This window comes from Thermobrachium celere DSM 8682 (genome assembly GCF_000430995.1).
Classification (GTDB): Bacteria; Bacillota; Clostridia; order Clostridiales; family Caloramatoraceae; genus Thermobrachium; species Thermobrachium celere.
The window spans coordinates 1374739-1399170 of the sequence record NZ_HF952018.1; the positions used below are offsets into that span (position 1 = coordinate 1374739).

A 24432-nucleotide genomic window follows, 5' to 3' on the forward strand; every position below is an offset into this window, starting at 1 on the left:
AACCTTCTCATAAGCTTATTTATTATTGTTCATTCATAAGTTCATCTATTAACTTCTTGTATTCTTTAACCATTTCATGTGCCTTTTCACTGCTTAGAACACCATTTAGAGTCTTTGTTTGGAAGAATCTTTCTGGTATTTTAATACTATCTAAGCTATAACCTAACTTAGCCTTAATTTGATACTTTAATCTTTGTACATCCTTTGCAAACTTAGTTAGTTCTTCATTAGTCATACTAATTCCTACTGCATCTAATGCCTCAAGCACTATGTCTCTTGTATATACTTTTCTTGCAAATAGACAAATTACTAAGCTTGTTAAAATGTTTCTTTCTAGTTCTTCATCGTATACTTTCTTAACGATGTCCTCTTCCTTTGGTTTTGATTGGTCTATTGAGTATCCACCATTGTCAAGGTGTGAGTGTCTTGAACCTACAGCAAATCCAACTACATTTCCATAACCTGTATGGTATCCTGCCATTTCATTTCCACCTAAATGACAAGCAAAATCTGCTCCACCATAAATCTTAGATGCATGAACTACACCTTTTCCTAAGTCTTCGTAGAACTTGTTCTTTCTAGTTGATATATACTTAACAGCTGCAATGTAGTTTTGTACTATACCAAATTCGAATGGTACAAGTGTTTCTTCTAATGAAACATATCCTCTCTTATATGCCTCTGTAGCCCATCCAAGAACAACACCTGTTGAAATAGCGTCTAATCCTTCGCTTTCAACAACATCAATTAACTCAAGTATCTCATCTGTTGATCTAATTCCTAGGAAAGTTCCTAGTGCAAATATAAGCTCATGGTCGTATGAAACATTTATTGTTTCATATTCATATCCTGCATCAAATTCTCTTCTAACTTGACCTATGTGTATACATCCTATAGGACATCCTGCACATGCAACCTTTCTTACAAGGTTATCTTCAGCAAATTTTTCACCTGATATATCTTCAGCAAAGTCAATTTTATTCTTTTGAAGGTTAAATGATGGTAGTGAATGCATTTCATTTAATGGAATAACGTTAACTGGTGTACCAAGTTCATGATACTTCTTCATTAAATCTGTATTTAATACTCTATCATATATCTTATCATAAACCTTTCTGTACTTAACCTTTAATTCTTGTGGTATATCTACTGTGTTATTTCCTATTACAACTATTGCCTTTAAGTTCTTTGAACCCATTACAGCACCAAGACCTAGTCTTCCGAAGTGTCTATATGTATCAACATTTACTCCTGCATAAGTTACAAGATTTTCACCTGAACGTCCTATTCTTATTGAGCTTCTAACACCACTTCCATGTGTTGTTTGTCTTAAAATCTTACCTGTTTCTTCAACAGATAATCCCCACATTGCTCTTGCATCTCTAAATTGTACGCCATCATCAATAAGAAGATATTGAGGATGAGCTGATTTACCAGTAATAACCATAGCATCTATACCGGCAAATCTCATAGCCATTGCAAATCTTCCACCTGCATGGCTTTCTCCATATTCCTTTGTATGTGGAGAATAGAATGTTGCAACTGCCTTAGTACAAACTGGCATTACAAATGAAAGAGGTCCTATAGCATAAATCATAGGTTGTGCTGGATCTAATGGATCAAGCTCTGGCTTTATGTTTTCATCAAGAAGCTTTGCTGCAAGACCTGTACCACCTAAGTATTTTACAAGGTCCTTTCTTTGTTCATATCTATACTCTTGCTTGTCTAAGTCTATATATAAAACATTAATATAATCTCTTGCTAGCATATTATAAAACCTCCTTCGTTGTAATACATCTATGTGGACAATATTTTGTACAGTATCCGCAATGCGTACAGATTATTGGATATCCTTCTTCATCAAATCTTATTGCATTAACTGCACAAGCTACTCCACAAGCACCACATTTTGTACACTTATCCTTATGGAATATTACTCCTCCACCATTTCTTTTAGTTAATGCACCAAACTTACATGCCTCCATGCATGCTGGCTCTTCACATCCACGACATATATTTATAACAAATTCTCCAGTATAACCCCCAGAAGTTTTAACCTCTATTGCTGAATTTGCAATTGAAAATTCTCCCCTTAGTCTTGCACAGGCTTGACGACATGATAAGCAGCCAATACATCTTCTTCTATCTGCTACCTTTAATACTTTAGCCATTGTTACACCTCCATTTTATATTAAATAAATAAGGTTCAATATGAAATTGTTAATATTTAAACTTGCATTAAGAACATTGTTATTATATCACAAATCGTTAAATAATTTGTTAATAGTTTGTTAACTTTTTATCATGTACTCAAGTTGTCCTTGATTTTCCTTAATTATAACTTCATTTCCCTCACTAATTTTACCTGATAAAATCATTTTTGCAAGCTCTGTTTCAATATACTTTTGAATAAATCTCTTTAAAGGTCTTGCACCATATATAGGATCATATCCTATTTTTGCGATATGTTTTAATGCACTAGGTTCTATATTAAGTTTTATATTCTTTTCAGTTAGTCTTTCTTGAATTTCCTTAACAAACACCTTTATTATCTTTACAACAGATTCTTCAGAGAGTGGTCTAAATATAACAATATCATCTACTCTATTTAAAAATTCAGGCCTAAACCTAACTTTTAATACATTTTGAACATCTTTATATATTTCATCTAAATCCTTATTTGATTCAAGTCCTGCCTGTATTACATCACTTGCTAAATTTGATGTCATTATTATAATGGTATTTTTAAAATCAACAACATGTCCTTTACTATCTGTCAATCTACCTTCGTCTAGTAGCTGCAAAAATATATCAAACACTTCTTCGTTTGCCTTTTCTATTTCATCAAATAAAATAACGCTATATGGTTTTCTTCTAACAGCTTCTGTTAATTGTCCTCCCTGTTCATAACCTACATATCCTGGAGGAGCTCCAATTAATCTTGAAACTGAAAATTTTTCCATATACTCTGACATATCTATTCTAATCATATTATCTTCTGTATCAAATAGTTCCCTTGCTAATGTTTTTGCAAGCTCAGTTTTTCCTACTCCTGTAGGTCCTAAGAATATAAAAGATCCTATAGGACGTTTTGGATCTTTTATACCTGCTCTGGCTCTTAAAACCGAACTTACTACAACATCCACTGCTTCATCCTGTCCTATTACCCTTTCTTTAATACTTTTTTCTAAGTTTAATAACTTTTCTCTTTCTCCCTCAACAAGTTTAGAAACAGGTATATGCGTCCATCTAGATACAATTTCACATATTTCCTCTTCTGTAACTTCTTCCTTTAGAAGCAGATTTGAACTTTTCATTTTTTCTTCTAAATTTTTAAGCTCTGATTCAAGCTGTGGAAGTTTACCATATTTTATTTCTGCAAGTTTATTTAAATCATAATCCTTTTCAGCTTGCTGCATCTGAGCTTTTAAGTTGTCTATCTCTTCTTTTATATTTCTTATTCTACTGAGCTCTTCCTTCTCTTTACTATACCTTGCATTTAATTCTTTTTCCTTTTCCTTTAAATTTGCTATTTCTTTTTCTACTTCCTGTAATCTAACTATTGATAATTCATCATTTTCACCTGATAGCGCCTGTTTTTCAATTTCAAGCTGTAAAATCCTTCTTTTTACTTCATCAAGTTCATAGGGAACACTCTCTATTTGTGTTCTTATCATTGCACATGCTTCATCTACTAAGTCTATTGCCTTATCAGGTAAGAACCTATCTGTTATATATCGTTTTGATAGTTTTGCAGCTGAAACTAATGCACTATCATGTATTCTTATTCCATGATGTATTTCAAATCTTTCCTTAAGTCCCCTTAATATTGCTATAGTATCCTCTACACTTGGTTCATCTACATAGACAGGTTGAAATCTTCTCTCTAGAGCCTTATCCTTTTCAATATACTGTCTATATTCATCAAATGTAGTAGCTCCAATGCAGTGAAGTTCTCCTCTTGCAAGCATAGGTTTAATTAAATTTCCAGCATCCACTGCACCTTCAGCCTTTCCTGCACCAACAATTGTATGTATTTCATCTATGAAAAGTATAACTTTCCCTTCACTTCTCTGTATTTCCTTTAATACTGCCTTTAATCTTTCCTCAAATTCTCCTCTATATTTTGCCCCAGCAATTAATGCTCCTAAATCTAATGAAAAAATTTTCTTATCCTTTAGTCCTTCTGGAACATCTCCTTTAACTATTCTTTGAGCTAGTCCTTCTACTATTGCAGTTTTTCCTACACCTGGATCTCCTATTAACACAGGATTATTTTTTGTTTTCCTTGATAAAATCATTATTACTCTTCTTATCTCATCATCTCGTCCTATAACAGGATCTAGCTTGTTTTTCCTTGCTTCTTCGGTTAAATCTCTTCCATATCTTTTTAAAGCATCATAGGTTCCTTCAGGGTCATTTGTCTCAACCCTTTGCCCACCCCTTGCATCCATTAACACCTTTAAAAACTTTTCCTTTTCAACTCCATTTTGAACTAAAATTTTCTTTACCGGATGTTCCATATCAAGTAAAGCTAAAAAAATATGCTCTACACTAATATAAAGGTCGTTCATCTGTTTCATTATCTTTTCGGCATTTAATAGAAGTTCCTCTAATCTTCTTGTTGCATAAACATAGCCTGAATCAGCTCCCTGCCCATAAACTTTAGGGAGTCTGTCTAGATAATTTTCTACTTCCTTTTGTAATTTATTAATGTTAATTCCCATTCTTTCGATTAAATTTGGAATAAGCCCATCCTCTTGTTTTATAAGTGCAAGGGTTAAATGCTCTATATCTACCTGCTGATGTTTAAAAGAAATTGCAATTTGTTGAGATGAGTTTAATGCCTCTTGAACCTTAAGAGTCATCTTATTTATGTCCATAGTACCATCTCCTCATAAAGTTTTAATAAAGTCATTTAACTTCTTAAACTCATCATAGCTACTGTTTATAAGCTGCTTCTTAAGTTTCAAACATTCTGCCTTACTAAAAAATACCCCTATAAATATTTTGTATTTATAATTTTCATCTTGAATTAAATTAATTATTGATTCATAGGCCTTCATATTTAAATCCATACAACCTAACCTTATAACTTCACTATACTTATTCTTTGTAAGCCTGTTTAAACTTATAAAGGATTTTTTATTGCTCAAAATATATTCCCAAATCTTATTTTTATATCTAGTTAAAATTCCAACGTCATTAGATTCATAAAATATACTTATACCAGCTTGACTTAATACAAAATCAATGTTTATTTCTTCATTAACTTTATGTGTTGCCTTAAAATAATCAAGCTTTCGATTACTCTTTAAAAACTCCTTTTCTAACTCCAAAAAGCCACTTGTTTCTTTATGATAAACCTTCTGTAGTTCATAGCAAAATGCCCTAAAACTATTCTTGCTTGCTTCTCTTTGTTTAGTATAATCACCATTTGAAAGCCTATCTAAATTCTTAAAAAAATCAAAATCCTGAGCTTCAAACCCTAAGAAATCCATCATTTATCCCCCCAAAAAATAAAGCATGATTTCTTTTTTTAATAATTATACCAAACATTTCTAAAAAAGAAATCATGCTTTTTATTAACATTTCTTTATTTTCTTATATTACTCCTAGTTGTTTGTATATGTCTAAACCATAGTTCATATACTTTAATGCTAAATCTTGCATATTTAGATCAGTATATAATCTACCTAAAAGAATACAAAAATCAGCTAACTGCTTTTTGTAATCAGTATGCTCTAGATATTTTATTGCTTCAATTAATACCTCTTCCATCCTTCTTTTATCATTTTCAATATTATATATTTTATATAGGTATTTATATAGCTTTATTCTATATACATGGTCTTCATACCCTAACTTATCTTGAATTTCTTTAATAATGTCCTTTGCCTTTTGAAGTTGTCCTATTTTAACATAATTATCACACATCTTAAACAACGTTTCTGGCAGTGTTGAATCATTTATTTCCTGTTTTATTTTTAAAGCATTTGAAAGATGTAAGAAGGACTCATCATAATTTTCATACTTTGCCAATATTTCACCTATTCCATCCTCAACCTCAGCAATATTCTTCTTAGAGTCTAATTCTGCTAAAATATCCTTTGCCTTTTTTGAATATTCAATTGCCTCTTTAATCTTTCCATCCTTTGCATATGATAAACTCAAAAGAATTAGCACATCAGCATAAGCCTTTTTATCATTAAGAATTTCTAATCTCTTCTTTGATACATAAGCCAAATCAATTGCTTGAGATATTTTCCCTAAATATAAATTAGACATAGCAATATAGTAATTTATTCTTGCTTTTAAAAGTTCGTCCTCAAAATAATTTTCACTTAAAATTGAATCTGCTTGTTTAAAATAGTTAACAGCACTTGAATAATAGCCCATACCTATACTTATTTTACCTAATAATATAAAACTCTTTACTGCATCTTCGATTAGATTTAATTTTAAAAATATGCTATTTGCCACTAGGCAATATTGTTGAGCTTCTTCATAATTTTTATCATAATATGTTAACATAGCTAAAACCATGTTAAACTTACCCTTATATAAAAGAAGGTTATATTCATTTGCATAATGCAATCCCTTTTCAACATATTCCTTTGCCCTTAAAAAATTTTCTGAGGAAAGTGATGCCTCAGCTATATTTAAATAATATTCACATATTTTTGATGCTTGTTTTTCTTCACTCTCTAAAAAATAATCTACATCTGTTTCCAACTTTTGTGCTATATATTCTAAAAGCTCTATACTTGGATTTGCTTTTCCTGACTCAACTAAACTTATCTGTCCTGGAGTAACCCTATCCCCAGCTAACTCTTTTAAAGTCATGTTTTTTTCTTTTCTTTTTGCTTTTATCTTTTCACCCAATGTTAAAATTTCCATACTCATCCCGCCTATATTATTTTTTCTATTTAATTATATATAATTCTGATGATAGTTTACAATATAAAAATTAACAATAAAAAGAAAAATAAAATAGGGGCACATTACCCCTATTTCATATAATCTCTTAAATCTTCTACTATGTCTTCAAGTCTATGAGCCATTCTCTTCCCCATTCTATTTACTCTTCTTCTAGTTCTATAGTCCATCTTTGGCATTGCCATTAAGCTTGCTGCTGCACCAAGTAGAGCTCCTGCTGCAAGACCTGTAAGTAATCTATTCCTCATAAAGCACACTCCTTTCTTTTATCTTCACTATTTAGGGTGTGCATTATTACAATTAATAAACAAGGAAATTTATTATTTTATAGTATTAATTTGTATTATTTTGTATACATCTCCCATTTCAACAAAGTATCTATTTACTTGAACAACTGTACTTACACTCTCATTTTCATCTGTAACAACCTTAACTTCCCATTCTTCCTTTACATCTACTTCTATAACACCAGAATGCTTTAATTTAGCTGATAATACCTCCCAATTTTTTAACCTCTTTTGGAACTTATAATCAACAGTTTTTAGCCACTCTATTTCATTTAAAACTTCATTATACAAACCCGAGTCTGTATATAGACATTGAACTTCACTTATCTTTTTATTCTCTAAAGCTTCCTCCTTAAATTTTAAGTAATCATATATTGCAATTTTACATTTATCTAAAACTTCCTTAGACAATTCTAATTTTATATCTATTTTTTGTCCAGCCAGAATTCTACCATTAAAATCTTCACATCCCTTTAATTTTATTTTAACTTCATAAGAAGCAAAGGGAATTCTTTCTATTGTAACTGATCCATCTTTGTTTTCATATACTTGTCCAGCAACCTCAACTGACGCATAAAGAGGAACTTTTATAATCCAATTGTAAACATAATCATCAAAATCCCAATAGTATTTATTTTTAACTTTTACTATTTTTATACTTTTTTCACCTGTTTTACTGTTTAAAGTAATGTATTGAGTTTCACCAATATTATATTTATTTTTTATTACTACATCATCAGAAAAATTATATTTAACATACTCTTCAAAAACTTGATATGTAAAATCCTTATGAAGTATCATATCATATAATGCTTTATAATCTTTTTCCAACAGAGACTTTTCAAAGGCTGTGTACTTATCCCTTGGCTTAACTAAAACAAAAATTAAAGCTAGTACCAATATAGCTACAAAAGGAAGAATTCGTCTGATCAAATATTTTTTTTCTAAATCATACAATCCACTCGTATGCATATAGACCTCCTAAAATTCCTTCAAAACATTTTATTAAAGATTATAATCATTTATTACTCTATTTATACATAGGAGGTCTTAAAATTACTATATTTTTTTAACTACTTCCTCTAATTTTTCTAAAACTTTTTCATCCAGTTCCTTTACTTCATCTGTATTTAACTGGTAAATACAATCTAAAAATTCAGCATTTAAGGATAGAAATACATATTTTGCCTGTAGCACCATAGAATTTAGCATTTTTTCACTTTTTCTTCCTGCAGTAAAGATAAATATTCCCTTTTTGGGTTTCAAACTCTTATTTAATACAAAATGTTTAGCATAAATCACCTGAAGCCTATCAATAAGAACTTTAAGTGAACTTGTAAATGAACCAAAATAAACAGGCGAAGATATTACAACCAAATCTGCTTTTTCTATTATCTCGTAAAGGTTATCCATATCTCTATAAATGCATTCACCAGTTTTTTCACAATTTCTGCAACCTATACAGTAATTTATATTCAAATCATATGTATTTATTAAATAAATACTATGTTTTTTACCATCAATCTTGTTTATAAATTTTTCTAATAATTTGTATGTTGTTCCTTTTTTATTGTAACTTCCATTTAAAACAACTATATTCATACCTTCACTCCTTCAAAAAGCTGAGGCACCACGAAGGTGCCTCAACTCTACCTATAGGGGGTAACACCATTTATTTAATGGCATCACATACACATATATATTTTCTTGTATTAATTTTACCAATACAAAATTTTAAAGTCAATATTATTTTGATGTTATTTTCTTAACAATTTCTTATTTCAGAATATTACATTTTTTACAAGTCTAAATCGTCTAAAACTTTATCTGTGTCAAAATTAACATCCTTATCGCTTGCTATTAAAACAAACTCACACTGTTCAAAGAAATTTCTATCTAACTCATATGTTACAAAATCAACATTCAAATCAAATTCTTCAGCTAAATCCTCAACTATGTCCCTTACATTATCAACAGCTATATCCACTAAATATGGAAGAAAATATTCATCATACCAAACATCTTCACCTTTGTCTTCATAATTTTCATTTGCATATTCCTTGGCTGCTTCAATCTCTGCATCATCAAAAGTATAAACAAAATTAAATACAGCAATTTTTTCTTTGTATTCAATTTGGTCAATTTCATCTAATCCTTGTTTTTCTAAAAATTCATATATTCTCTTAGTATTCATAATTATCACCTCGTTTACATTATAACCCTTCATAATAAATTTATTCATATTCTATTGGCAATCATATTTCCAAGTTCTTTTGCTTTTATTAAATCATCTTCACTTGGCTTAAATTTTACTTTTAACCCTTCAATTTCTGTATTAAATTTTAATCCTTTAAGTCTATCTATAAGCATAGGTACAGCCTCTCCACTCCAACCATATGAACCAAATGCAGTAGCTATTTTTCCTCTATTGTTTATTGGACATATCAGTGACAATAAATCCCATACTGGTTTTACTGCATCTTGGTTAATTGTAGGTGAACCTACTAATAAAGCCTTTGATCTTTCTATTTTATCTACTATTTCAGATAGATTTGACTCTGAAATGTCATATAAGTATACATTTACACCATTTTCTTTTAAACCATTAGTTATAGCTTCTGCAATTTGTTTTGTATATCCATACGCAGAAACATAAGCTACTACTGCCGATTTTTCTTCCTCGTAAATTCCTTCCCTGCTCCACTTTTCATATAGATCTATGTATTTATTTACATCCCTTCTTAAAACAGGACCATGACTTGTGCATACCATATCAAAATCAATATTTTTTATCTTTTCTATGGCTGATACAACATACTTTTTAAATGGTCCCATTATAACATCATAATAGTATCTAAATTCATCTGAAAAATCCCCTACTTCATCGTTGAATATGCTATTTTCATCACAGTAATGACATCCAAATGCATCGCAGGTAAACAATATTTTATCCTTTTCACTATATGTAAAAATAGTATCTGGCCAATGTAAAAATGGTGCTGAAATAAATTTTAAGGTTCTATCACCTATATTTAACTCTTCCTTCGCCTCAACTCCATTGAAATTCATATTTGTAATTTCTCTTATATTAATCAAAGCTGGCTTTGAAGCGTATACTACTATGTCTTCATATGTTTCAAGAATTTTTCTTAAAGAACCACTATGGTCAGGTTCTGTATGATGAACAACAAGATAATCTATTTTTCTGTCCCCAATTAAGCTCTTTATATTTTTTAAAAACTCATCTTGATAACCATCCTTAACGGTATCTATTAATGTAATCTTTTCATCAACTATTAAATATGAGTTATATGTTGTACCTTTTTTTGTAGTCATTATAATATCAAAAACTCTCAATTCAGGATTTTTAACTCCTACCCAATATACACCCTTCTTTAATTCCACAGCTGACATATTGTTACACCTCCATTTTATTTTCTTTTATTATACATCAAATTCTAAAACAATAAAATATTAATGGATAATTTTTTTCTTTTTATTTTAATGTTATAATCAATTCTTGTAAATCATATAATTTCTATGTAATAATCTTGGAGGTAAATTTATGTTACTTCACCTATTCTTTCTACTATGGGGAATACTTATCTGTTTAATACTTAGTGCTCCACCTTCGTATATTCCTCTTTTTGTATATATCTTTATAATATCTATTGCAATACTAATTTCTGCAAAAAAATTATTATGTATACACAAAAAATGTATTATTTATGGAATTATTGTTTTTATTTTCTCCTATTTACTTTCAAGTTATGTTATATTTAAACCCCACAACAACAACTTCATGAATTTCAGCACTATATCAAGCGATAAAAAAGCTGTAATATTCTTTTGCGAAGGGGAAATGGAAAAATATACTCCATACTATGCAAACGCTTTTTTAGAAAGAGTACCTTTTTATATAAAACCAATTTTTAGCTATAGAATAAAAAAAATTTACTCCGAACTTGAAATAAATAATAAAAATAACACACTTAATCTTGTTGCTAGAGATGTTAAATCTTCAATTTTAAGTTATAAACCCTACTATTTCTATATAGCATACTCAGGTTATACTCCTACTTTAAATGATGCTATAACATACGCTGTAAACGATGGATGCTCCGAAATAATAGTTATTAATTATACTCCTTATGAGAACATATTTGAAATAACAAAAAAATATGTAGATTACAATAAACTTACATCAAACGGAATAAATATAAAGTTTACTAAAAGTGTACAGGATACTGGAGAATTTCATCAATATATTGTAGAAAAAATAATAAACATGCCTGCAAAGTTTGATGGAATAATATTTATAACAAAAAATAATGAAAATGCAACCTCAATTAAAACACAGCTAAATGAGTACTACAGAAAAGATGATATATTCTATATAACTGATAATTTTGAAAATGGAATAAAACATTTTATAAATAAAGGATGTAATAATATTTTATATGTAAGTCTTGATGAATCATCATCTGGCATTACTGCTGAATATTTTTATCCTAAAATAGCACTTAAATATTCAGATAAAATAAATATCGTTGGAATTAAGGATTGGGGATATGACAAACTACTTGTTAAAGCAAGTATAAGATGTTTCCTTGAAAAGGAAAAATAAAAATCAGCCTTAATTTAGGCTGATTTTTTTATTTTATATAAACCTGTTGCTCTTGCAAAGAAAACTGATATAACTGAATCAACTAAATGGTGAATAGCAGTCCCTAAAGCTATGACATAGAACATCTTATATAGGTTAAGTCCAATTATTGGTATAACTATGAATGCTTCTAAAAGAGCATGTATTGGAAGCACTATAAGTAGAACTAATTCATAACGTAATCCCTTTTTAACCAGCAATCCTCCAATATATCCAACAACTATGTGCATTAACGCTCTTAATGTTACAGCAGGATTACCAAGCTTTATAAAAAATCCAAGAGCAGAAGCTGCACCAACCATTGCTGCAACCTGAGGACTTATCAGCATTGATAAAAATAAAGGTACATGTGACATTATTGTTGCAGTAAATGGAGGTATTGTAACTGTTAAAAATCCTCCAAAGGCAAGTGGTATTAGCATTGAAAGTGCTGCAAAAACAGCTCCTATTGTTAACTCTCTTGTCTTCATGTATATCCTCCTTTACACCTGTCTTTACACCTATTATACTGTAAAGACAGGTGTAAGTCTATATTTTTTACATATTTTTAGTAATTATTTTTTCAACCACTCCAACATCTGCCTCTAAAAAGTTATACTCATTTAATTCCAAAGGGGTAACCCATCTAAAATCCTCAACTTCCTTTGCTGTTATTTCCCCTCCCTTAAGCCTACATCTATACACTAACATTAACATATTAAATTCAGTATACCTATGAAAAACAACATCAAATATATCTATAACCTCAATATCAATGTTAAGCTCCTCTTTTATTTCTCTTACAATACACTCTTTAGGATCCTCTCCTTCCTCAAGTTTTCCACCAGGAAACTCCCAAAGAAGTCCCCCATGTTTCTCCTTTTTTCTTTGAGTTATAAGTATTTTCCCTTCATTTTCAATAATAGCAGCTGTTACAATTATCATTTTTTATTACTCCTTTATATGATAAAATTGATATATATGGATTTGGAGGTGTGAGTATGAAATTTAATATAAACCAAAGGGCTTTAGATTATATTATCTCAAAGGGTGGCAACTTAATAATAACTGTTGTAAAATCCTCCTGCGGATGAGCAGGTAGTGTAAAAAGTCTCTGGATAGAGGCTGTAAAATATGTAGATAATATTGAAAACTACTATTATTATGAGCAGGATAAAATAAAAATATATATCCATAAAAGTCTTTTACTTGATAATGAGATAACTATTGAACTAAAAGCAAAAATCCCCCTAATTGGACCTATCTTTAATGTTAAAGGTGTAAAAATAAATTCCATATAGTTAAACTATATGGAACTTATTTTTTACTCATCCTTATAAACTTCATATGCCCTGTCTACATACATAATACCATCTAAATGGTCTATCTCGTGGCAAAAGGCTCTACATAAAAGCTCTGTTGCCTTATACTTTACTTTTTTACCTTCTTCATTTAATCCCTCAACTTCAACCTCAACAGGTCTTTCTAAAAATCCATAATATCCAGGATAACTTAAGCAGCCTTCTTCACTCTCTTGCTTACCCTTTTGTTTTGTTATAACAGGATTTATAAGAACTATAGGCTCCATTCCATCCCTTAAATCTATAAGTATAACTCTTTTATTTACTGCAATCTGTGGTGCAGCAAGCCCTATACCTGTTGTGCTGTATAGTGTATCCTTTAAGTCTTGAATAAGCTCTCTAATTTCATTATCAATTACCTTTACTTCTTCACTTTTTGTTTTAAGTGCAGGATGTCCTAATTTTACTATTTCTCTTACTGCCATAATAAAACCTCCAAAAAAACTATTCTATAACTATTATATCATCGCCTACTCTAACCTTTCCACCCTTTAACACCTTAACAAATATTCCCTCTCTTGGCATTACACAGTCTCCAACAAGCCTTTTAATTTCACATCCACCATGGCACTCTTTACCTATTTGAGTTACTTCAACCTCTGCCTCTCCAATTATCATTCTTGTACCTATCTTTAAATTTGGAAGGTCTATTCCTTGAGTAGTTATATTTTCTGCAAACTTTCCATAGTCTAAATGGTCAAGCCCCATCTTCTTCATTTTATCAATGCTCTCTTCTGCAAGAAGGCTAACCTGTCTGTGCCACTTTCCTGCATGAGCATCTCCCTTTACTCCAAAATCCTCAACTAATTCTATCTCATTTACTGGGTTTTTAACAACTCCCTTTTTTTCACTTATATTAACTGATACTACCTTTCCCATCTTTAAATCACTCCTTACAAAATGTCCAGATTTTCCACCTTTTTTCTCAATAAGCTTAATATCCCCTATTATCATCTCTTTATCTATCGCCTTACACATATCATATATAGTTAATGCAGCTGTTGATACTGCTGTTAAAGCCTCCATCTCAACTCCTGTTTTTCCAACTGTCTTTGCCTTTGCTGTAATATATACCCTTGAGTTTTCTTCGTCTATTTGAAACTCAATATCACATCCACTTAAAAATATGTTGTGACACATAGGGATTATATCACTTGTCTTTTTTGCTCCCATAATTCCAGCAACCTGTGCAACTGCTAAAACATCTCCCTTTTTTATAGCCCCCTGCTTTATGGCCTCAATGGTTTCTTTTTTCATCTCAATATATCCTCTTGCTACTGCAACCCTTTTTGTATCATCCTTTTCCCCAACATCAACCATTCTTGCTCTTCCTTCTTCGTTAAAGTGAGTTAAACTCATAATCAACCTCCTGTTCTAACCATATCTCTACTACTTTTACTTATTTTATCCTCTAAAAGAGTATGCCTTTCGTACTTATTATAAATGCCTGCTCTTAAAACTTCTGTTAGCTTGTCTACGTCATCAATATATGGTCTTAGATCATATTCATCTGGATTATGAAGGCAGGTTTTTAATTTTCCATCTGATGTTATTCTAACTCTATTGCACCTACTACAGAAGCTATGGGACATTGTGGTGATAAATCCCACCCTACCAACATGTCCATTTAACCTGTAGACTTCTGATGGTCCACCACCATTATTTTCTATCTTTACAATATTTGCACCATCTAAATACTTAAGAATATCATCCTTTGTTACTCCTTTAAATTTAGTTGCTTCACCAATTGGCATAAGCTCAATAAATCTTACATCTATATTTAAATGTTTCGTAATATTAATGAAATCAATTATTTCTTCATCATTTATCCCCTTTATAGGAATCATATTTACCTTTACAACAAGTCCAAGCTCAATCGACTTATTTAATCCATCCAATACCTTTTTTAAGTCTCCACCAGTCAGCTTTTTAAATCTATCTTCCTTTAGGGTATCCAGGCTTATATTAACCCTCTTTAAGCCATATTTAATCAAATCTTGAATTTTTTCTCCCAATAATATTCCATTAGTAGTAATCCCAATATCATCTATTCCCTCAACTTGATTTATTGTCTTTATTATCTCAATTATATCCTTTCTTATTAAAGGTTCTCCCCCTGTTACTCTTATCCTCTTTACACCTAATCGTGATAATGCAGTTACAATATTTTTAATCTCATCTACAGTTAAAAAATTATAGTGCTTTGCAATATATCCATTTGGCATACAGTATAAGCATCTTAAATTACAAGCGTCAGTAATTGATATTCTTGCATAATTTATTTCTCTATTAAACTTATCTAACATGTCACCACACCTTTAATATATTATATCTAAGCTATTTATCTCATAGCCTCCAATTTCATAAAGCCTATTTTTAAACTCCTCTGATTTAACAACCTCTAAGAAGCATTTAAATCTTTCATCATTTAGCATATCCCTTGATATTGCAATATCATATTCCTCAAAGCAAACAGGTATAAAGTCAAGTCCCATAAACTGTGCTGCAGATAGTACCCCAAGTCCACAATCTGCACTACCTGATGCTACCTGTGCTGCTACATTTAAATGTGTAACTTCCTCTCTTTCATACCCATTAATATCCTTAGGATTTATTGAAAGCTTATTTAGATGATAATCAAGAAGCATTCTTGTACCAGAACCCTTTTGCCTATTTACAAACCTTACTCGACTTAAATCTTCAAATCCCTTTATATTTAAAGGATTACCCTTTTTAACCATAAATCCCTGAACTCTTTTTATAAACTTAAGTAGAGCAAATTCTCCTAAGTATCTATTAAGATAGCTTGTATTATACTCTCCTTTTTCATCAAGAAGATGAACAGGTGCTATATGTGTCTCTCCCCTCTTTAATGCCATAATTCCACCCATACTTCCAACATGGGTTGAATTTAGATTAAATCCCCTTTTATTCATCATATCAGATATTATATCAAGTACAACATCGTGGCTTCCTATGCAAACAAGTGTACTATCTATATCCTTTATGTCCCTTAATAGCTTAACGCTTACCTTCTCTCCTGCCTCAAGTCCCTCTGTGTTTTTATCTATAACCAAAACACCATCCGCTGTTGTTAAAGACATTGTAACCCCAGCACCTCTTCCTATAGGAGATGCAATTAGTTTGTCCTTTACCTTACCAAGCTTTACCCTTATAAATTCATCATTTTTTAAAGAGGAATTTATCTTCTTTGTTAAAATAGCTTCAACCTCTCTTTTTTCTTCTGATTTTGCCTTTAAAACTGTATCAAAACCCACTCTAACTATGTTCTCCATAACAAAGTAGGCAGAAACAGGATACCCTGGAACTCCAAATATAGCCTTTCCCTTTGCCATTGAAAAACTCGCAGGTCGTCCAGGCTTTATAGAAACTCCATGGAATTTGAGTTCTCCAAGTGTACTTAATATATCCTCTGCAAAATCTCCTCTTCCCTTTGCTGAACCTGCATTTACAATTACAATATGGCATTCATCAAGGGCCCTTTGTGTTGTCTCCTTTATCTTTTCAAAATCGTCCTTTACTATATCATATCTTATGGGCTCTCCACCCCATTCTCTTACTAATGCTGCAAAGGTCCAAGAGTTAAAATCTATAAGTTCTCCTATTTTAGGTGTAACTCCAACATCTACAAGTTCATCTCCCGTTGGTATAATTCCTACCCTTACCTTTTCAAAAACAGGAACCTCATTTACTCCTCCTGCAAGAAGAGATGCAATGTCTATTGCCCTAATTTTATGATTTGAGGGAAGTATCATTGCACCCATTGGAATATCTTCTCCAACAGGCCTTATGTTTTGATAAGGATGTGCTGGTTTTCTAATGATTACACCCTCGTCGGTTGTTTGAATATCCTCAACCATTATAACACAATCAAACCCCTCTGGTATCGCATCTCCAGTATCTACAACTTCATATTGTCCATGTTTTAATAGAATTGGTCTATTTATATCAGCATCTAGGGTATATATAAACTTTGTTGCTATTCCATCCATTGCAGAAGCAATAAAATGGGGTGAGGAAATTTTAGAAAATATAGGCTCAGCAGTAACTCTACCAAGAGACTCTCTTGTATCAATATATTCTATTTTAAGCTCTATATTACTACATTCTTTTTTTATGATTTCTCTTGCTTCACTTAAATCTATATTTTTAAGAAAAAGAGCCATACTATCACCTCATAACAATAACTTCTTGTTCCTTCATAACTCCCTCAAGGTCACGCTCTATCTTTATAAAACCATCACACTTTGCCATAACACTAATAGCTGATGACTTTGCATATATTGGATATGCATAACCTCCCTCAATCGTAACAGGTAGATATTCCTCTCTTCCTTTAGCCTTGTGATAATTTTCACCCATCTTTAAAATTAAAGAATTATCAATTTTTATTCTTCCAAGCATCCTATCTACTAATTCTGACATTATAAATCTATAAACAACAGCACAGGATAAAGGATGACCTGGCAACCCTACTATGAATTTTTCCCCCACCTTTGCCATTAAAGTTGGTTTTCCTGGCTTTATCGCAATACCGTGAAATAAAACTTCTCCAAGCCTTTCCATTATATTTATAGTAAAATCCCTATTTCCAGCAGAACTTCCACCTGATATAAATACTATATCAGATTCCTCAAGAGACTCCTTTACTAATGTAAAAAGTTCTTCTTCATTATCCTTAGAAATTCCCTTATATTTTGCATCACAACCATCCTTAATAAGTGCCGAAGTCAAATAGTAGCCATTTATATCTCTTACCTTTGGAATCTCCCTCTTTTCATATGGAGAAATAAGTTCATCTCCTGTTGAAATTACAGTTGCCTTAACCTTTCTTTTTACATTAACATTAGTTATGCCAAGCCCTGCTAAAACTGCTATGTGTCTATCTTCTATTACAGTTCCTTTTTTTATTACTACCTCTCCTATCTTAACATCATCATCTTCAAAGACAACATTTTCCCATCTACTTGTTGGCTTATTTATTAATACTTCATCCCCTAATTCTTCACAATCCTCAATCATTGCAACTGCATCTGCCCCATCTGGAAGCATTGCACCTGTTGGTATATAAATACATTCACCTTCATTTAATGAATATTTTGGTCTTTCACCAATTACAATAGAACCCTTATTCTTTAAAATAGCAGGCATTGATTCGCTACATAGATATGTATCATTTGAAATTAGTGCATATCCATCTACCGATGACCTTTTAAATCCTGGTAAATTTTCACAAGCTACAACATCCTCTGCTAAAACTCTGCCAAGTGCACTATTTATATCAACGTTTTCATTATCTACTTCTTTTGCATTTTCAAATATGTTTAAAACCTCTGAAACATTTAAGACCTTAAGCATATAATATGCCTCCCTTCTATTTAATAATTTTAACACATATTACTTTAAATAGATACAAATTTGAAATATTGTGATAAAATAAACTATATATAAAAAGGAGGGTTCAAATTGAAGGCAGGAGTTATAACTGTTAGTGATAAAGGTTATGCAGGACTTCGTGAAGACACATCTGGTCCACTTATAAAGGAGATGCTAAAGGAAATAAACTGTGAAGTTGTTGAGTACATAATTGTACCTGATGAAAAAGAGGATATAAAGCGTGAACTTATTAGAATGTCGGATTTAGACCTTGATTTAATATTCACAACAGGTGGTACAGGATTTTCTAAAAGAGACGTTACTCCTGAGGCAACCCTTGAGGTATTAGAGAGACTTGCACCAGGAATTCCAGAGGCAATGAGGCTACGATCCCTTCAAATAACTCCAAAGGCTATGCTGTCCCGTGGAGTTGCAGGAATTAGAAAAAACAGTATTATTATAAATCTCCCTGGAAGTGCAAAGGCAGTTAAGGAACACCTTGAGGTTGTTCTTCCTGTTTTAACCCACGGAGTTGAAATATTAAGGGGAATAGCAAGTGAATGTGGAACAAATAAGGTGGCTAAATAGCCACCTTTATTTTAACCTCCTCCTAAATAAGGATAAAATCCTACATTGTCTCCATCTTTTACTTTATCATCAAGAGTTGCATTCTCTCCATTTATTGTACAGGTAAATATCTCATCCTCAGGAAGTCCAAGCTTATTTAAAACATCCCTTAAAGTTGAACCTTCTTCAACTAGTATCTCAAAATTCTTATTTGTTTCTATGTACTTAGATAACATTGCAAAGGCCTTTGCATTTACTTTAATCAACTTTTTCACCTCCACACACAGTACAATTTATATCTCTCTTGACTTCTATTGTTTGAAAATCATCTTCAAACAAATCAATATAGATAAGCTTTGTTGATGGTTTGCCTATAATATATCTTATTGCCATATTTGCTTCAATGGCACCAATTACAGCCGTTATACCATTCATTATACCAGAATTTCTTGCTGTATACTCCTCATTTGTCCTTTTTTTCATAAAACATTTTAAGCAGGCTGTCTCCTTAGGTATTATAGTCTTTGCCATACCAAAGGCTGCAGCAACCCCTCCATATATCCACGGAATATTATTTTCTATCGCATATTTATTTATAATCTCCCTTGTACTAAAATTATCTGTTGCATCTATTATTATATCACAACCTAAGGCATATTTACCAATTGTATCAGCTGTTATTCTATCCACAATTGGCTCAAGATTGACTTCTGAATTTATAAGCTTTAATTTATTTGTTGCTGCTATAACCTTTTTTTCTCCTAAATCCTTCTCATCAAAAAGCATCTGCCTTTGAAGATTTGAAAGTTCTACAACATCCATATCAACAACTCTTATAAATCCTACCCCTGCTCTAACAAGGCTATTTAAAATGCTTGTACCAAGTGCACCTGCTCCAACAACTAAAATCTTTGCATTTAATATTTTATTTTGTGCCTCCTCACCAATTACAGCAATCTGTCTATCATATCTTTCAAGCACTTTTTTCACCACCTTATTGATCATATTTAAGTTTATTTATATCATCTTTTTATAAATACGTAAAGTATTTTTTATATATTCCCAAAATTAAAATTTAAGTACCATGAAAATTAAATTCATGGTACTTATTATTAACACTTTATAATTATAGAAATCCCTTATACTCATCAAGGCTTTTTTGTTCAAATTGTAAAAGCCCATTAGCTAAATCTAATGTCTCCTTTTCAACTCCTTGATATTCCTTTATCTTTTTTGTCATATCTACTATACCCATAGTACTTCCCTGTATGAGCATCTCTGCCATATGGGAAGGTGATTTATCTCTAAGAGTCTTTAAATTTATCATTAAATCAGTAAATGTCTTTGATAAGAAATTAAGCTCCTTGGGTTCTATATTTTTTGATTTTAGCTTACTATCGGCCAAATCATGAAACTTTTGATATTCGTTAAGATGTCTTTGAAGTACATTTTTCATATTTTCATCTTTAGTTTCCTTTATAAGCTGTTTCAAAGTTTCTATTCCCATTTGAGCATTTTGATGAATATAGTTTAAAAGTTCTATATTTTTATCCATATAAATCCCTCCTCTATAAATTATTTTCCCCAAAATAGATGTATATATTTTGTATTAAAAATATATTTTGTATTAAAAATATAAAGAGTTTCGTTTTAATTAAATCTAAAACGAAACTCTTTGCAATAAAAATTATATCTTTTCCCTTGGTGTATAATGAGTATGTAGTAATTTATGGGCTTTGTGACCTCCAATTTCTCCTATATACTCCTCATACATCTTCAAAACTGCTGGATTTTCGTGGGATTTTCTTAAAGGCTTTCTTCTATCCTCTTCATATAATGCATTCATTCTAGCCTTCACTATTTCAAGATTTCCATGATGATATGGCTGTCCTCCACCATCTATACATCCTCCTGGGCAAGCCATTATTTCAATTGCATGATAGAATCTCTTTCCATCTCTTATATCCTCTAGTAATCTTCTTGCATTTCCAAGCCCATGAGCAACACCAATCTTAAGTTCCATATCCTTAAGTTTTACTGTTGCTTCTTTTAGTCCATCCTCAAAACCTCTTACTCCATGGAATTCAACATCTTGTAGTGTCTCACCTGTTGCCCACTCATAAGCAGTTCTTAATGCTGCCTCTATTACTCCACCTGTTGTACCAAATATTACAGATGCACCTGTTGACTCTCCTAGTGGATTATCAAAGTCTTCATCTGGAAGTTTAGTAAAATCTATACCTGCTTCTCTTATCATCTTTGCAAATTCTCTTGTGGTTATAACATAATCAACATTTTGTACTCCATCTGATTTTAGCTCTTCTCTTTGAATTTCATATTTTTTAGCAATACAAGGCATAACTGATACTACAACTATCTTATCAGCAGGTATATTAAACTTTTCTGCAAAATATGTCTTTGCTATTGCTCCAAACATCATATGAGGAGACTTACAGGTTGAAGGTATATCTAAAAGTTCAGGGAACTGGTGCTCAATAAACTTAACCCAGCTAGGACAACAGCTTGTAAGAATTGGAAGTCTTCCCTTTCCATTTAGTCTATCTATAAATTCCTTTGCTTCCTCCATTATTGTTACATCCGCTGCAAAATCTGTATCAAACACCTTCTTAAATCCAAGTCTTCTTAATGCCGCAACCATTTTGCCTGTAACTATTGTTCCAGGTTTTAATCCAAACTCCTCACCAAGTGCAACTCTTATAGCTGGTGCTGTTTGTGCTATTACATATTTATCTGGATCATGTAGTGCATTCCATACATCCTGTACATAACTAACTTCTGTAAGTGCTGCAGTTGGGCAAACTGATACACACTGTCCACAGAAGGTACATTGAGTATCAAGCATTGGTAGATTAAAGGCAGGTCCTACAACTGTTTCAAAGCCTCTATCTATTGCTGAATAAACACTACATGTTTGAACTTCATTACACATTGTCTCACAGCGTCTGCACATTATACACTTATCAGGATTTCTATAGAGGGCACCACTTGAACTATCCTTTTGATATGTTGACTGTTCACCTTCAAATCTAATTTTTCTAATTCCAAGTTCAGCAGCTATTCTCTGTAGGTCACAATTTCCATTCTTTTCACAAACTAAGCAATCTGTTGGATGGTCTGAAAGCAAAAGCTCTACCATTGTTCTTCTTGCTCTAATTGCCCTTTTTGTATTTGTTCTAATTATCATTCCATCAAAACACTCAGTTGCACATGCAGGTGCAAGATTTCTTCTTCCTTCCACTTCAACTAAACATACTCTACAGGAAGCTGTCCTATTTACCATCTTAATATCATGTAAATTTAAATGGCATAGAGTAGGTATGTTTATATTTACCATTTTAGCTGCATCTAAAATTGTTGTACCCTCTGGCACCTGCAATTTTATATCATTTATAGTTACATTAATCATGCTATCCCTCCCAACTTACTTTCTTGTGATAGCTCCAAATCTACAAGTGTTGTAGCACTGGCCACATTTTATACATCCATCTCTGTCTATAACATGAACCTTCTTTGGCTCTCCATGAATTACATTAACAGGGCACACTCTAGCACAAGCAGTACATCCTACGCATTTTTCTGGAATTATGTAATACTTTAGAAGTTCTTTACATACTCCTGCAGGACACTCTTTATCTCTAACATGTGCTAGATATTCATCATAGAAGAATTTCATTGTTGACAAAACAGGGTTAGGCGAAGTTTGACCAAGTCCACAGAGTGATGAATCTCTAACAGTCTCTGCAAGTTCCTTTAACATCTCTAAGTCTTCCATTTCACCCTTACCCTCTGTAATCTTATTTAGTATTTCTAGCAATCTCTTATTACCTATTCTACATGCAGTACATCTTCCGCATGATTCATCACAGCTAAACTCAAGGTAGAATTTTGCTATGTTTACCATACAGTCATCTTCATCCATAACAATCATTCCACCTGAGCCCATCATTGAACCTAGTGCTGTTAAGTTATCATAGTCTATTGGAGTATCTAGATGTTCTGCTGGTATACATCCACCTGAAGGTCCACCTGTTTGAACTGCCTTAAACTTTTTACCTCCCTTTATTCCTCCACCTAAATCATATATTATCTCTCTTAAGGTAATTCCCATTGGAACCTCAACTAGTCCAACATTATTTACTTTTCCAGCAAGTGCAAATACTTTAGTTCCCTTACTCTTTTCTGTTCCAATAGAAGCAAACCAATCTGCTCCATTTAATATAATAGGAGCAATATTAGCAAAGGTCTCTACATTGTTAATATTTGTTGGTTTTTTCCAAAGTCCAACCTGTGCAGGATATGGTGGCTTTACAGTTGGCTCTCCACGTCCACCCTCAATTGAATTTATTAGTGCAGTTTCCTCACCACATATAAAAGCACCAGCACCTATTTTTATTTCTACATCAAAGGAAAAATCTGTTCCAAATATGTTCTTACCTAAAAGTCCTAACTCCCTTGCTTGATTTATTGCAATTCTAAGTCTATGGATTGCAAGAGGATATTCTGCCCTTACATATATATATCCAAACTGTGCACCAATTGCATAGGCTGCAATTGCCATTCCCTCCAAAACAGAATGAGGATCACCCTCAAGAATACTTCTGTCCATAAAAGCTCCGGGGTCACCTTCATCAGCATTACATATTACATATTTAATATCTGATTTAGATTTTCTTGTTGCCTCCCATTTTACACCTGTTGGGAATCCTCCACCTCCACGACCCCTTAGGCCACTCCTCTTTACAACATCAATTACCTCCTCTGGAGTCATTTCTGTCAGTACTTTTCCAAGTGCCATATATCCATCAGCTGCTATATATTCATTAATGTTTTCTGGATCAATCTTTCCACAATTTCTTAGTGCAATTCTTAGCTGTTTCTTATAAAAAGGTATTTTACTCTGTTCTGAAAGTTTTTCATGGGTATCTGGTTCAACATATAGTTTTTCTTGATAAACTCTACCTTTTACCACATGTTCTGCAACTATCTTTCTTGCAGCATCCTCATCTACTTCAACATAAAAAACGTTGTCGGGCATTACCTTAACAATAGGTCCCTTTTCACAAAAACCAAAGCATCCAGTCATGAGAACATTAACTTCTGACTGCAGATTTGCCTTTTTAATTTCCTCTTTTAAAACATCAAGAACCCTATTGCTGTTGGAGGCTTGACAGCCAGTTCCACCACAAACCAAAAGTTCCATTCTTATTGGCATATT

At 31.9% G+C, this 24432-nt stretch carries 24 protein-coding genes and 1 pseudogene; 2 read left to right on the forward strand and 23 right to left on the reverse strand.

Annotated features, from left to right (window positions below):
- Nucleotides 1-22: 22 nt before the first annotated feature.
- The 10 genes from TCEL_RS07280 to TCEL_RS07320 all read right to left on the reverse strand — a co-directional run bounded on the left by TCEL_RS07280 (nucleotide 23) and on the right by TCEL_RS07320 (nucleotide 10640).
- Entirely contained in the window at nucleotides 23-1768 is a 1746-nt protein-coding gene (locus TCEL_RS07280; protein ID WP_018662659.1) for an aldehyde ferredoxin oxidoreductase N-terminal domain-containing protein, read from the reverse strand.
- Nucleotide 1769: 1 nt separating this feature from the next.
- Nucleotides 1770-2171 (reverse strand): 4Fe-4S binding protein, encoded by a 402-nt coding sequence (locus TCEL_RS07285; protein ID WP_018662661.1) that lies wholly within the window; start codon nucleotides 2169-2171, stop codon nucleotides 1770-1772.
- A gap of 120 nt (nucleotides 2172-2291) precedes the next feature.
- Entirely contained in the window at nucleotides 2292-4883 is a 2592-nt protein-coding gene (gene clpB, locus TCEL_RS07290; protein WP_018662663.1) for an ATP-dependent chaperone ClpB, read from the reverse strand.
- Between the two features lie 12 nt (nucleotides 4884-4895).
- On the reverse strand, nucleotides 4896-5504 hold the full coding sequence (locus TCEL_RS07295) for a hypothetical protein (RefSeq protein WP_018662665.1): 609 nt from the start codon (nucleotides 5502-5504) through the stop codon (nucleotides 4896-4898).
- Nucleotides 5505-5604: 100 nt separating this feature from the next.
- A complete protein-coding gene (locus TCEL_RS07300; RefSeq protein WP_018662667.1) occupies nucleotides 5605-6900 on the reverse strand; it encodes a helix-turn-helix domain-containing protein in 1296 nt (431 codons plus the stop codon).
- A 110-nt stretch (nucleotides 6901-7010) separates the two neighbouring features.
- Nucleotides 7011-7187 carry a hypothetical protein gene (locus tag TCEL_RS13495; RefSeq protein WP_018662669.1) on the reverse strand — a complete coding sequence of 59 codons (177 nt, stop codon included), beginning with the start codon at nucleotides 7185-7187 and terminating at the stop codon, nucleotides 7011-7013.
- Between the two features lie 72 nt (nucleotides 7188-7259).
- A complete protein-coding gene (locus TCEL_RS07305) occupies nucleotides 7260-8198 on the reverse strand; it encodes a hypothetical protein (protein ID WP_018662682.1) in 939 nt (312 codons plus the stop codon).
- Nucleotides 8199-8285: 87 nt separating this feature from the next.
- Complete coding sequence (locus tag TCEL_RS07310) at nucleotides 8286-8828, reverse strand: flavodoxin family protein (protein ID WP_018662685.1); 543 nt, start codon at nucleotides 8826-8828, stop codon at nucleotides 8286-8288.
- Nucleotides 8829-9024: 196 nt separating this feature from the next.
- Entirely contained in the window at nucleotides 9025-9420 is a 396-nt protein-coding gene (locus TCEL_RS07315; RefSeq protein WP_018662687.1) for a hypothetical protein, read from the reverse strand.
- Nucleotides 9421-9464: 44 nt separating this feature from the next.
- Nucleotides 9465-10640, reverse strand: a complete 1176-nt coding sequence (locus tag TCEL_RS07320) for an FprA family A-type flavoprotein (RefSeq protein WP_018662689.1) — start codon at nucleotides 10638-10640, stop codon at nucleotides 9465-9467.
- 151 nt (nucleotides 10641-10791) lie between these two features.
- Between TCEL_RS07320 and TCEL_RS07325 the strand changes: the two genes are divergently transcribed.
- Nucleotides 10792-11853, forward strand: coding sequence for a hypothetical protein (locus tag TCEL_RS07325; RefSeq protein WP_040683772.1), 1062 nt, complete (start codon nucleotides 10792-10794; stop codon nucleotides 11851-11853).
- 14 nt (nucleotides 11854-11867) lie between these two features.
- On the opposite strand, the gene TCEL_RS07330 is transcribed toward TCEL_RS07325, so the two are convergent.
- From TCEL_RS07330 to TCEL_RS07360, 8 genes and pseudogenes are all read right to left on the reverse strand, one after another.
- Nucleotides 11868-12362 (reverse strand): hypothetical protein, encoded by a 495-nt coding sequence (locus tag TCEL_RS07330; protein WP_018662699.1) that lies wholly within the window; start codon nucleotides 12360-12362, stop codon nucleotides 11868-11870.
- A gap of 67 nt (nucleotides 12363-12429) precedes the next feature.
- The gene (locus TCEL_RS07335; RefSeq protein WP_018662701.1) at nucleotides 12430-12816 is read right to left on the reverse strand and encodes a (deoxy)nucleoside triphosphate pyrophosphohydrolase; all 387 of its coding nucleotides are present in this window, start codon (nucleotides 12814-12816) and stop codon (nucleotides 12430-12432) included.
- A gap of 379 nt (nucleotides 12817-13195) precedes the next feature.
- Nucleotides 13196-13657 carry a peptide deformylase gene (gene def / locus TCEL_RS07340; protein WP_018662703.1) on the reverse strand — a complete coding sequence of 154 codons (462 nt, stop codon included), beginning with the start codon at nucleotides 13655-13657 and terminating at the stop codon, nucleotides 13196-13198.
- A 19-nt stretch (nucleotides 13658-13676) separates the two neighbouring features.
- Entirely contained in the window at nucleotides 13677-14111 is a 435-nt protein-coding gene (locus TCEL_RS14210; RefSeq protein ID WP_198010672.1) for an MOSC domain-containing protein, read from the reverse strand.
- A 3-nt stretch (nucleotides 14112-14114) separates the two neighbouring features.
- Nucleotides 14115-14591: pseudogene (gene moaC / locus TCEL_RS13840) on the reverse strand (cyclic pyranopterin monophosphate synthase MoaC); the annotation flags it as partial.
- 2 nt (nucleotides 14592-14593) lie between these two features.
- On the reverse strand, nucleotides 14594-15538 hold the full coding sequence (gene moaA, locus TCEL_RS07350) for a GTP 3',8-cyclase MoaA (protein ID WP_018662707.1): 945 nt from the start codon (nucleotides 15536-15538) through the stop codon (nucleotides 14594-14596).
- 12 nt (nucleotides 15539-15550) lie between these two features.
- Nucleotides 15551-17419 carry a molybdopterin biosynthesis protein gene (locus tag TCEL_RS07355; RefSeq protein ID WP_018662709.1) on the reverse strand — a complete coding sequence of 623 codons (1869 nt, stop codon included), beginning with the start codon at nucleotides 17417-17419 and terminating at the stop codon, nucleotides 15551-15553.
- A gap of 4 nt (nucleotides 17420-17423) precedes the next feature.
- Nucleotides 17424-18611 carry a molybdopterin molybdotransferase MoeA gene (locus TCEL_RS07360; RefSeq protein WP_018662711.1) on the reverse strand — a complete coding sequence of 396 codons (1188 nt, stop codon included), beginning with the start codon at nucleotides 18609-18611 and terminating at the stop codon, nucleotides 17424-17426.
- 108 nt (nucleotides 18612-18719) lie between these two features.
- Here TCEL_RS07360 and TCEL_RS07365 point away from each other — a divergent pair, with 108 nt between their 5' ends.
- Nucleotides 18720-19217 (forward strand): MogA/MoaB family molybdenum cofactor biosynthesis protein, encoded by a 498-nt coding sequence (locus TCEL_RS07365; protein WP_018662713.1) that lies wholly within the window; start codon nucleotides 18720-18722, stop codon nucleotides 19215-19217.
- A gap of 11 nt (nucleotides 19218-19228) precedes the next feature.
- Here TCEL_RS07365 and TCEL_RS07370 read toward each other — a convergent pair whose 3' ends face one another.
- The 5 genes from TCEL_RS07370 to nuoF form a co-directional block, all read right to left on the reverse strand.
- Nucleotides 19229-19462, reverse strand: a complete 234-nt coding sequence (locus TCEL_RS07370; protein WP_018662715.1) for a MoaD/ThiS family protein — start codon at nucleotides 19460-19462, stop codon at nucleotides 19229-19231.
- Nucleotides 19455-20177 carry a HesA/MoeB/ThiF family protein gene (locus TCEL_RS07375; protein ID WP_018662717.1) on the reverse strand — a complete coding sequence of 241 codons (723 nt, stop codon included), beginning with the start codon at nucleotides 20175-20177 and terminating at the stop codon, nucleotides 19455-19457. The genes TCEL_RS07370 and TCEL_RS07375 overlap by 8 nt, the downstream gene beginning before the upstream one ends.
- Nucleotides 20178-20322: 145 nt before the next feature.
- Entirely contained in the window at nucleotides 20323-20751 is a 429-nt protein-coding gene (locus tag TCEL_RS07380) for a DUF2383 domain-containing protein (protein WP_018662719.1), read from the reverse strand.
- A 132-nt stretch (nucleotides 20752-20883) separates the two neighbouring features.
- Nucleotides 20884-22623: an NADH-dependent [FeFe] hydrogenase, group A6 gene (locus tag TCEL_RS07385; RefSeq protein WP_018662721.1), complete on the reverse strand. Its 1740-nt coding sequence runs from the start codon at nucleotides 22621-22623 to the stop codon at nucleotides 20884-20886.
- Nucleotides 22624-22638: 15 nt separating this feature from the next.
- Complete coding sequence (gene nuoF / locus TCEL_RS07390) at nucleotides 22639-24429, reverse strand: NADH-quinone oxidoreductase subunit NuoF (protein ID WP_018662724.1); 1791 nt, start codon at nucleotides 24427-24429, stop codon at nucleotides 22639-22641.
- Nucleotides 24430-24432: the final 3 nt, after the last annotated feature.

Excerpts from the sequence above, each read along its gene's own strand:
- TCEL_RS07280 (WP_018662659.1), bottom strand. The coding sequence starts at position 1,768 with ATGCTAGCAAGAGATTATATTAATGTTTTATATATAGACTTAGACAAG.
- TCEL_RS07285 (WP_018662661.1), bottom strand. The coding sequence starts at position 2,171 with ATGGCTAAAGTATTAAAGGTAGCAGATAGAAGAAGATGTATTGGCTGC.
- clpB (WP_018662663.1), bottom strand. The coding sequence starts at position 4,883 with ATGGACATAAATAAGATGACTCTTAAGGTTCAAGAGGCATTAAACTCA.
- TCEL_RS07295 (WP_018662665.1), bottom strand. The coding sequence starts at position 5,504 with ATGATGGATTTCTTAGGGTTTGAAGCTCAGGATTTTGATTTTTTTAAG.
- TCEL_RS07300 (WP_018662667.1), bottom strand. The coding sequence starts at position 6,900 with ATGGAAATTTTAACATTGGGTGAAAAGATAAAAGCAAAAAGAAAAGAA.
- TCEL_RS13495 (WP_018662669.1), bottom strand. The coding sequence starts at position 7,187 with ATGAGGAATAGATTACTTACAGGTCTTGCAGCAGGAGCTCTACTTGGT.
- TCEL_RS07305 (WP_018662682.1), bottom strand. The coding sequence starts at position 8,198 with ATGCATACGAGTGGATTGTATGATTTAGAAAAAAAATATTTGATCAGA.
- TCEL_RS07310 (WP_018662685.1), bottom strand. The coding sequence starts at position 8,828 with ATGAATATAGTTGTTTTAAATGGAAGTTACAATAAAAAAGGAACAACA.
- TCEL_RS07315 (WP_018662687.1), bottom strand. The coding sequence starts at position 9,420 with ATGAATACTAAGAGAATATATGAATTTTTAGAAAAACAAGGATTAGAT.
- TCEL_RS07320 (WP_018662689.1), bottom strand. The coding sequence starts at position 10,640 with ATGTCAGCTGTGGAATTAAAGAAGGGTGTATATTGGGTAGGAGTTAAA.
- TCEL_RS07325 (WP_040683772.1), top strand. The coding sequence starts at position 10,792 with ATGTTACTTCACCTATTCTTTCTACTATGGGGAATACTTATCTGTTTA.
- TCEL_RS07330 (WP_018662699.1), bottom strand. The coding sequence starts at position 12,362 with ATGAAGACAAGAGAGTTAACAATAGGAGCTGTTTTTGCAGCACTTTCA.
- TCEL_RS07335 (WP_018662701.1), bottom strand. The coding sequence starts at position 12,816 with ATGATAATTGTAACAGCTGCTATTATTGAAAATGAAGGGAAAATACTT.
- def (WP_018662703.1), bottom strand. The coding sequence starts at position 13,657 with ATGGCAGTAAGAGAAATAGTAAAATTAGGACATCCTGCACTTAAAACA.
- TCEL_RS14210 (WP_198010672.1), bottom strand. The coding sequence starts at position 14,111 with ATGGGAAAGGTAGTATCAGTTAATATAAGTGAAAAAAAGGGAGTTGTT.
- moaA (WP_018662707.1), bottom strand. The coding sequence starts at position 15,538 with ATGTTAGATAAGTTTAATAGAGAAATAAATTATGCAAGAATATCAATT.
- TCEL_RS07355 (WP_018662709.1), bottom strand. The coding sequence starts at position 17,419 with ATGGCTCTTTTTCTTAAAAATATAGATTTAAGTGAAGCAAGAGAAATC.
- TCEL_RS07360 (WP_018662711.1), bottom strand. The coding sequence starts at position 18,611 with ATGCTTAAGGTCTTAAATGTTTCAGAGGTTTTAAACATATTTGAAAAT.
- TCEL_RS07380 (WP_018662719.1), bottom strand. The coding sequence starts at position 20,751 with ATGGATAAAAATATAGAACTTTTAAACTATATTCATCAAAATGCTCAA.
- TCEL_RS07385 (WP_018662721.1), bottom strand. The coding sequence starts at position 22,623 with ATGATTAATGTAACTATAAATGATATAAAATTGCAGGTGCCAGAGGGT.
- nuoF (WP_018662724.1), bottom strand. The coding sequence starts at position 24,429 with ATGCCAATAAGAATGGAACTTTTGGTTTGTGGTGGAACTGGCTGTCAA.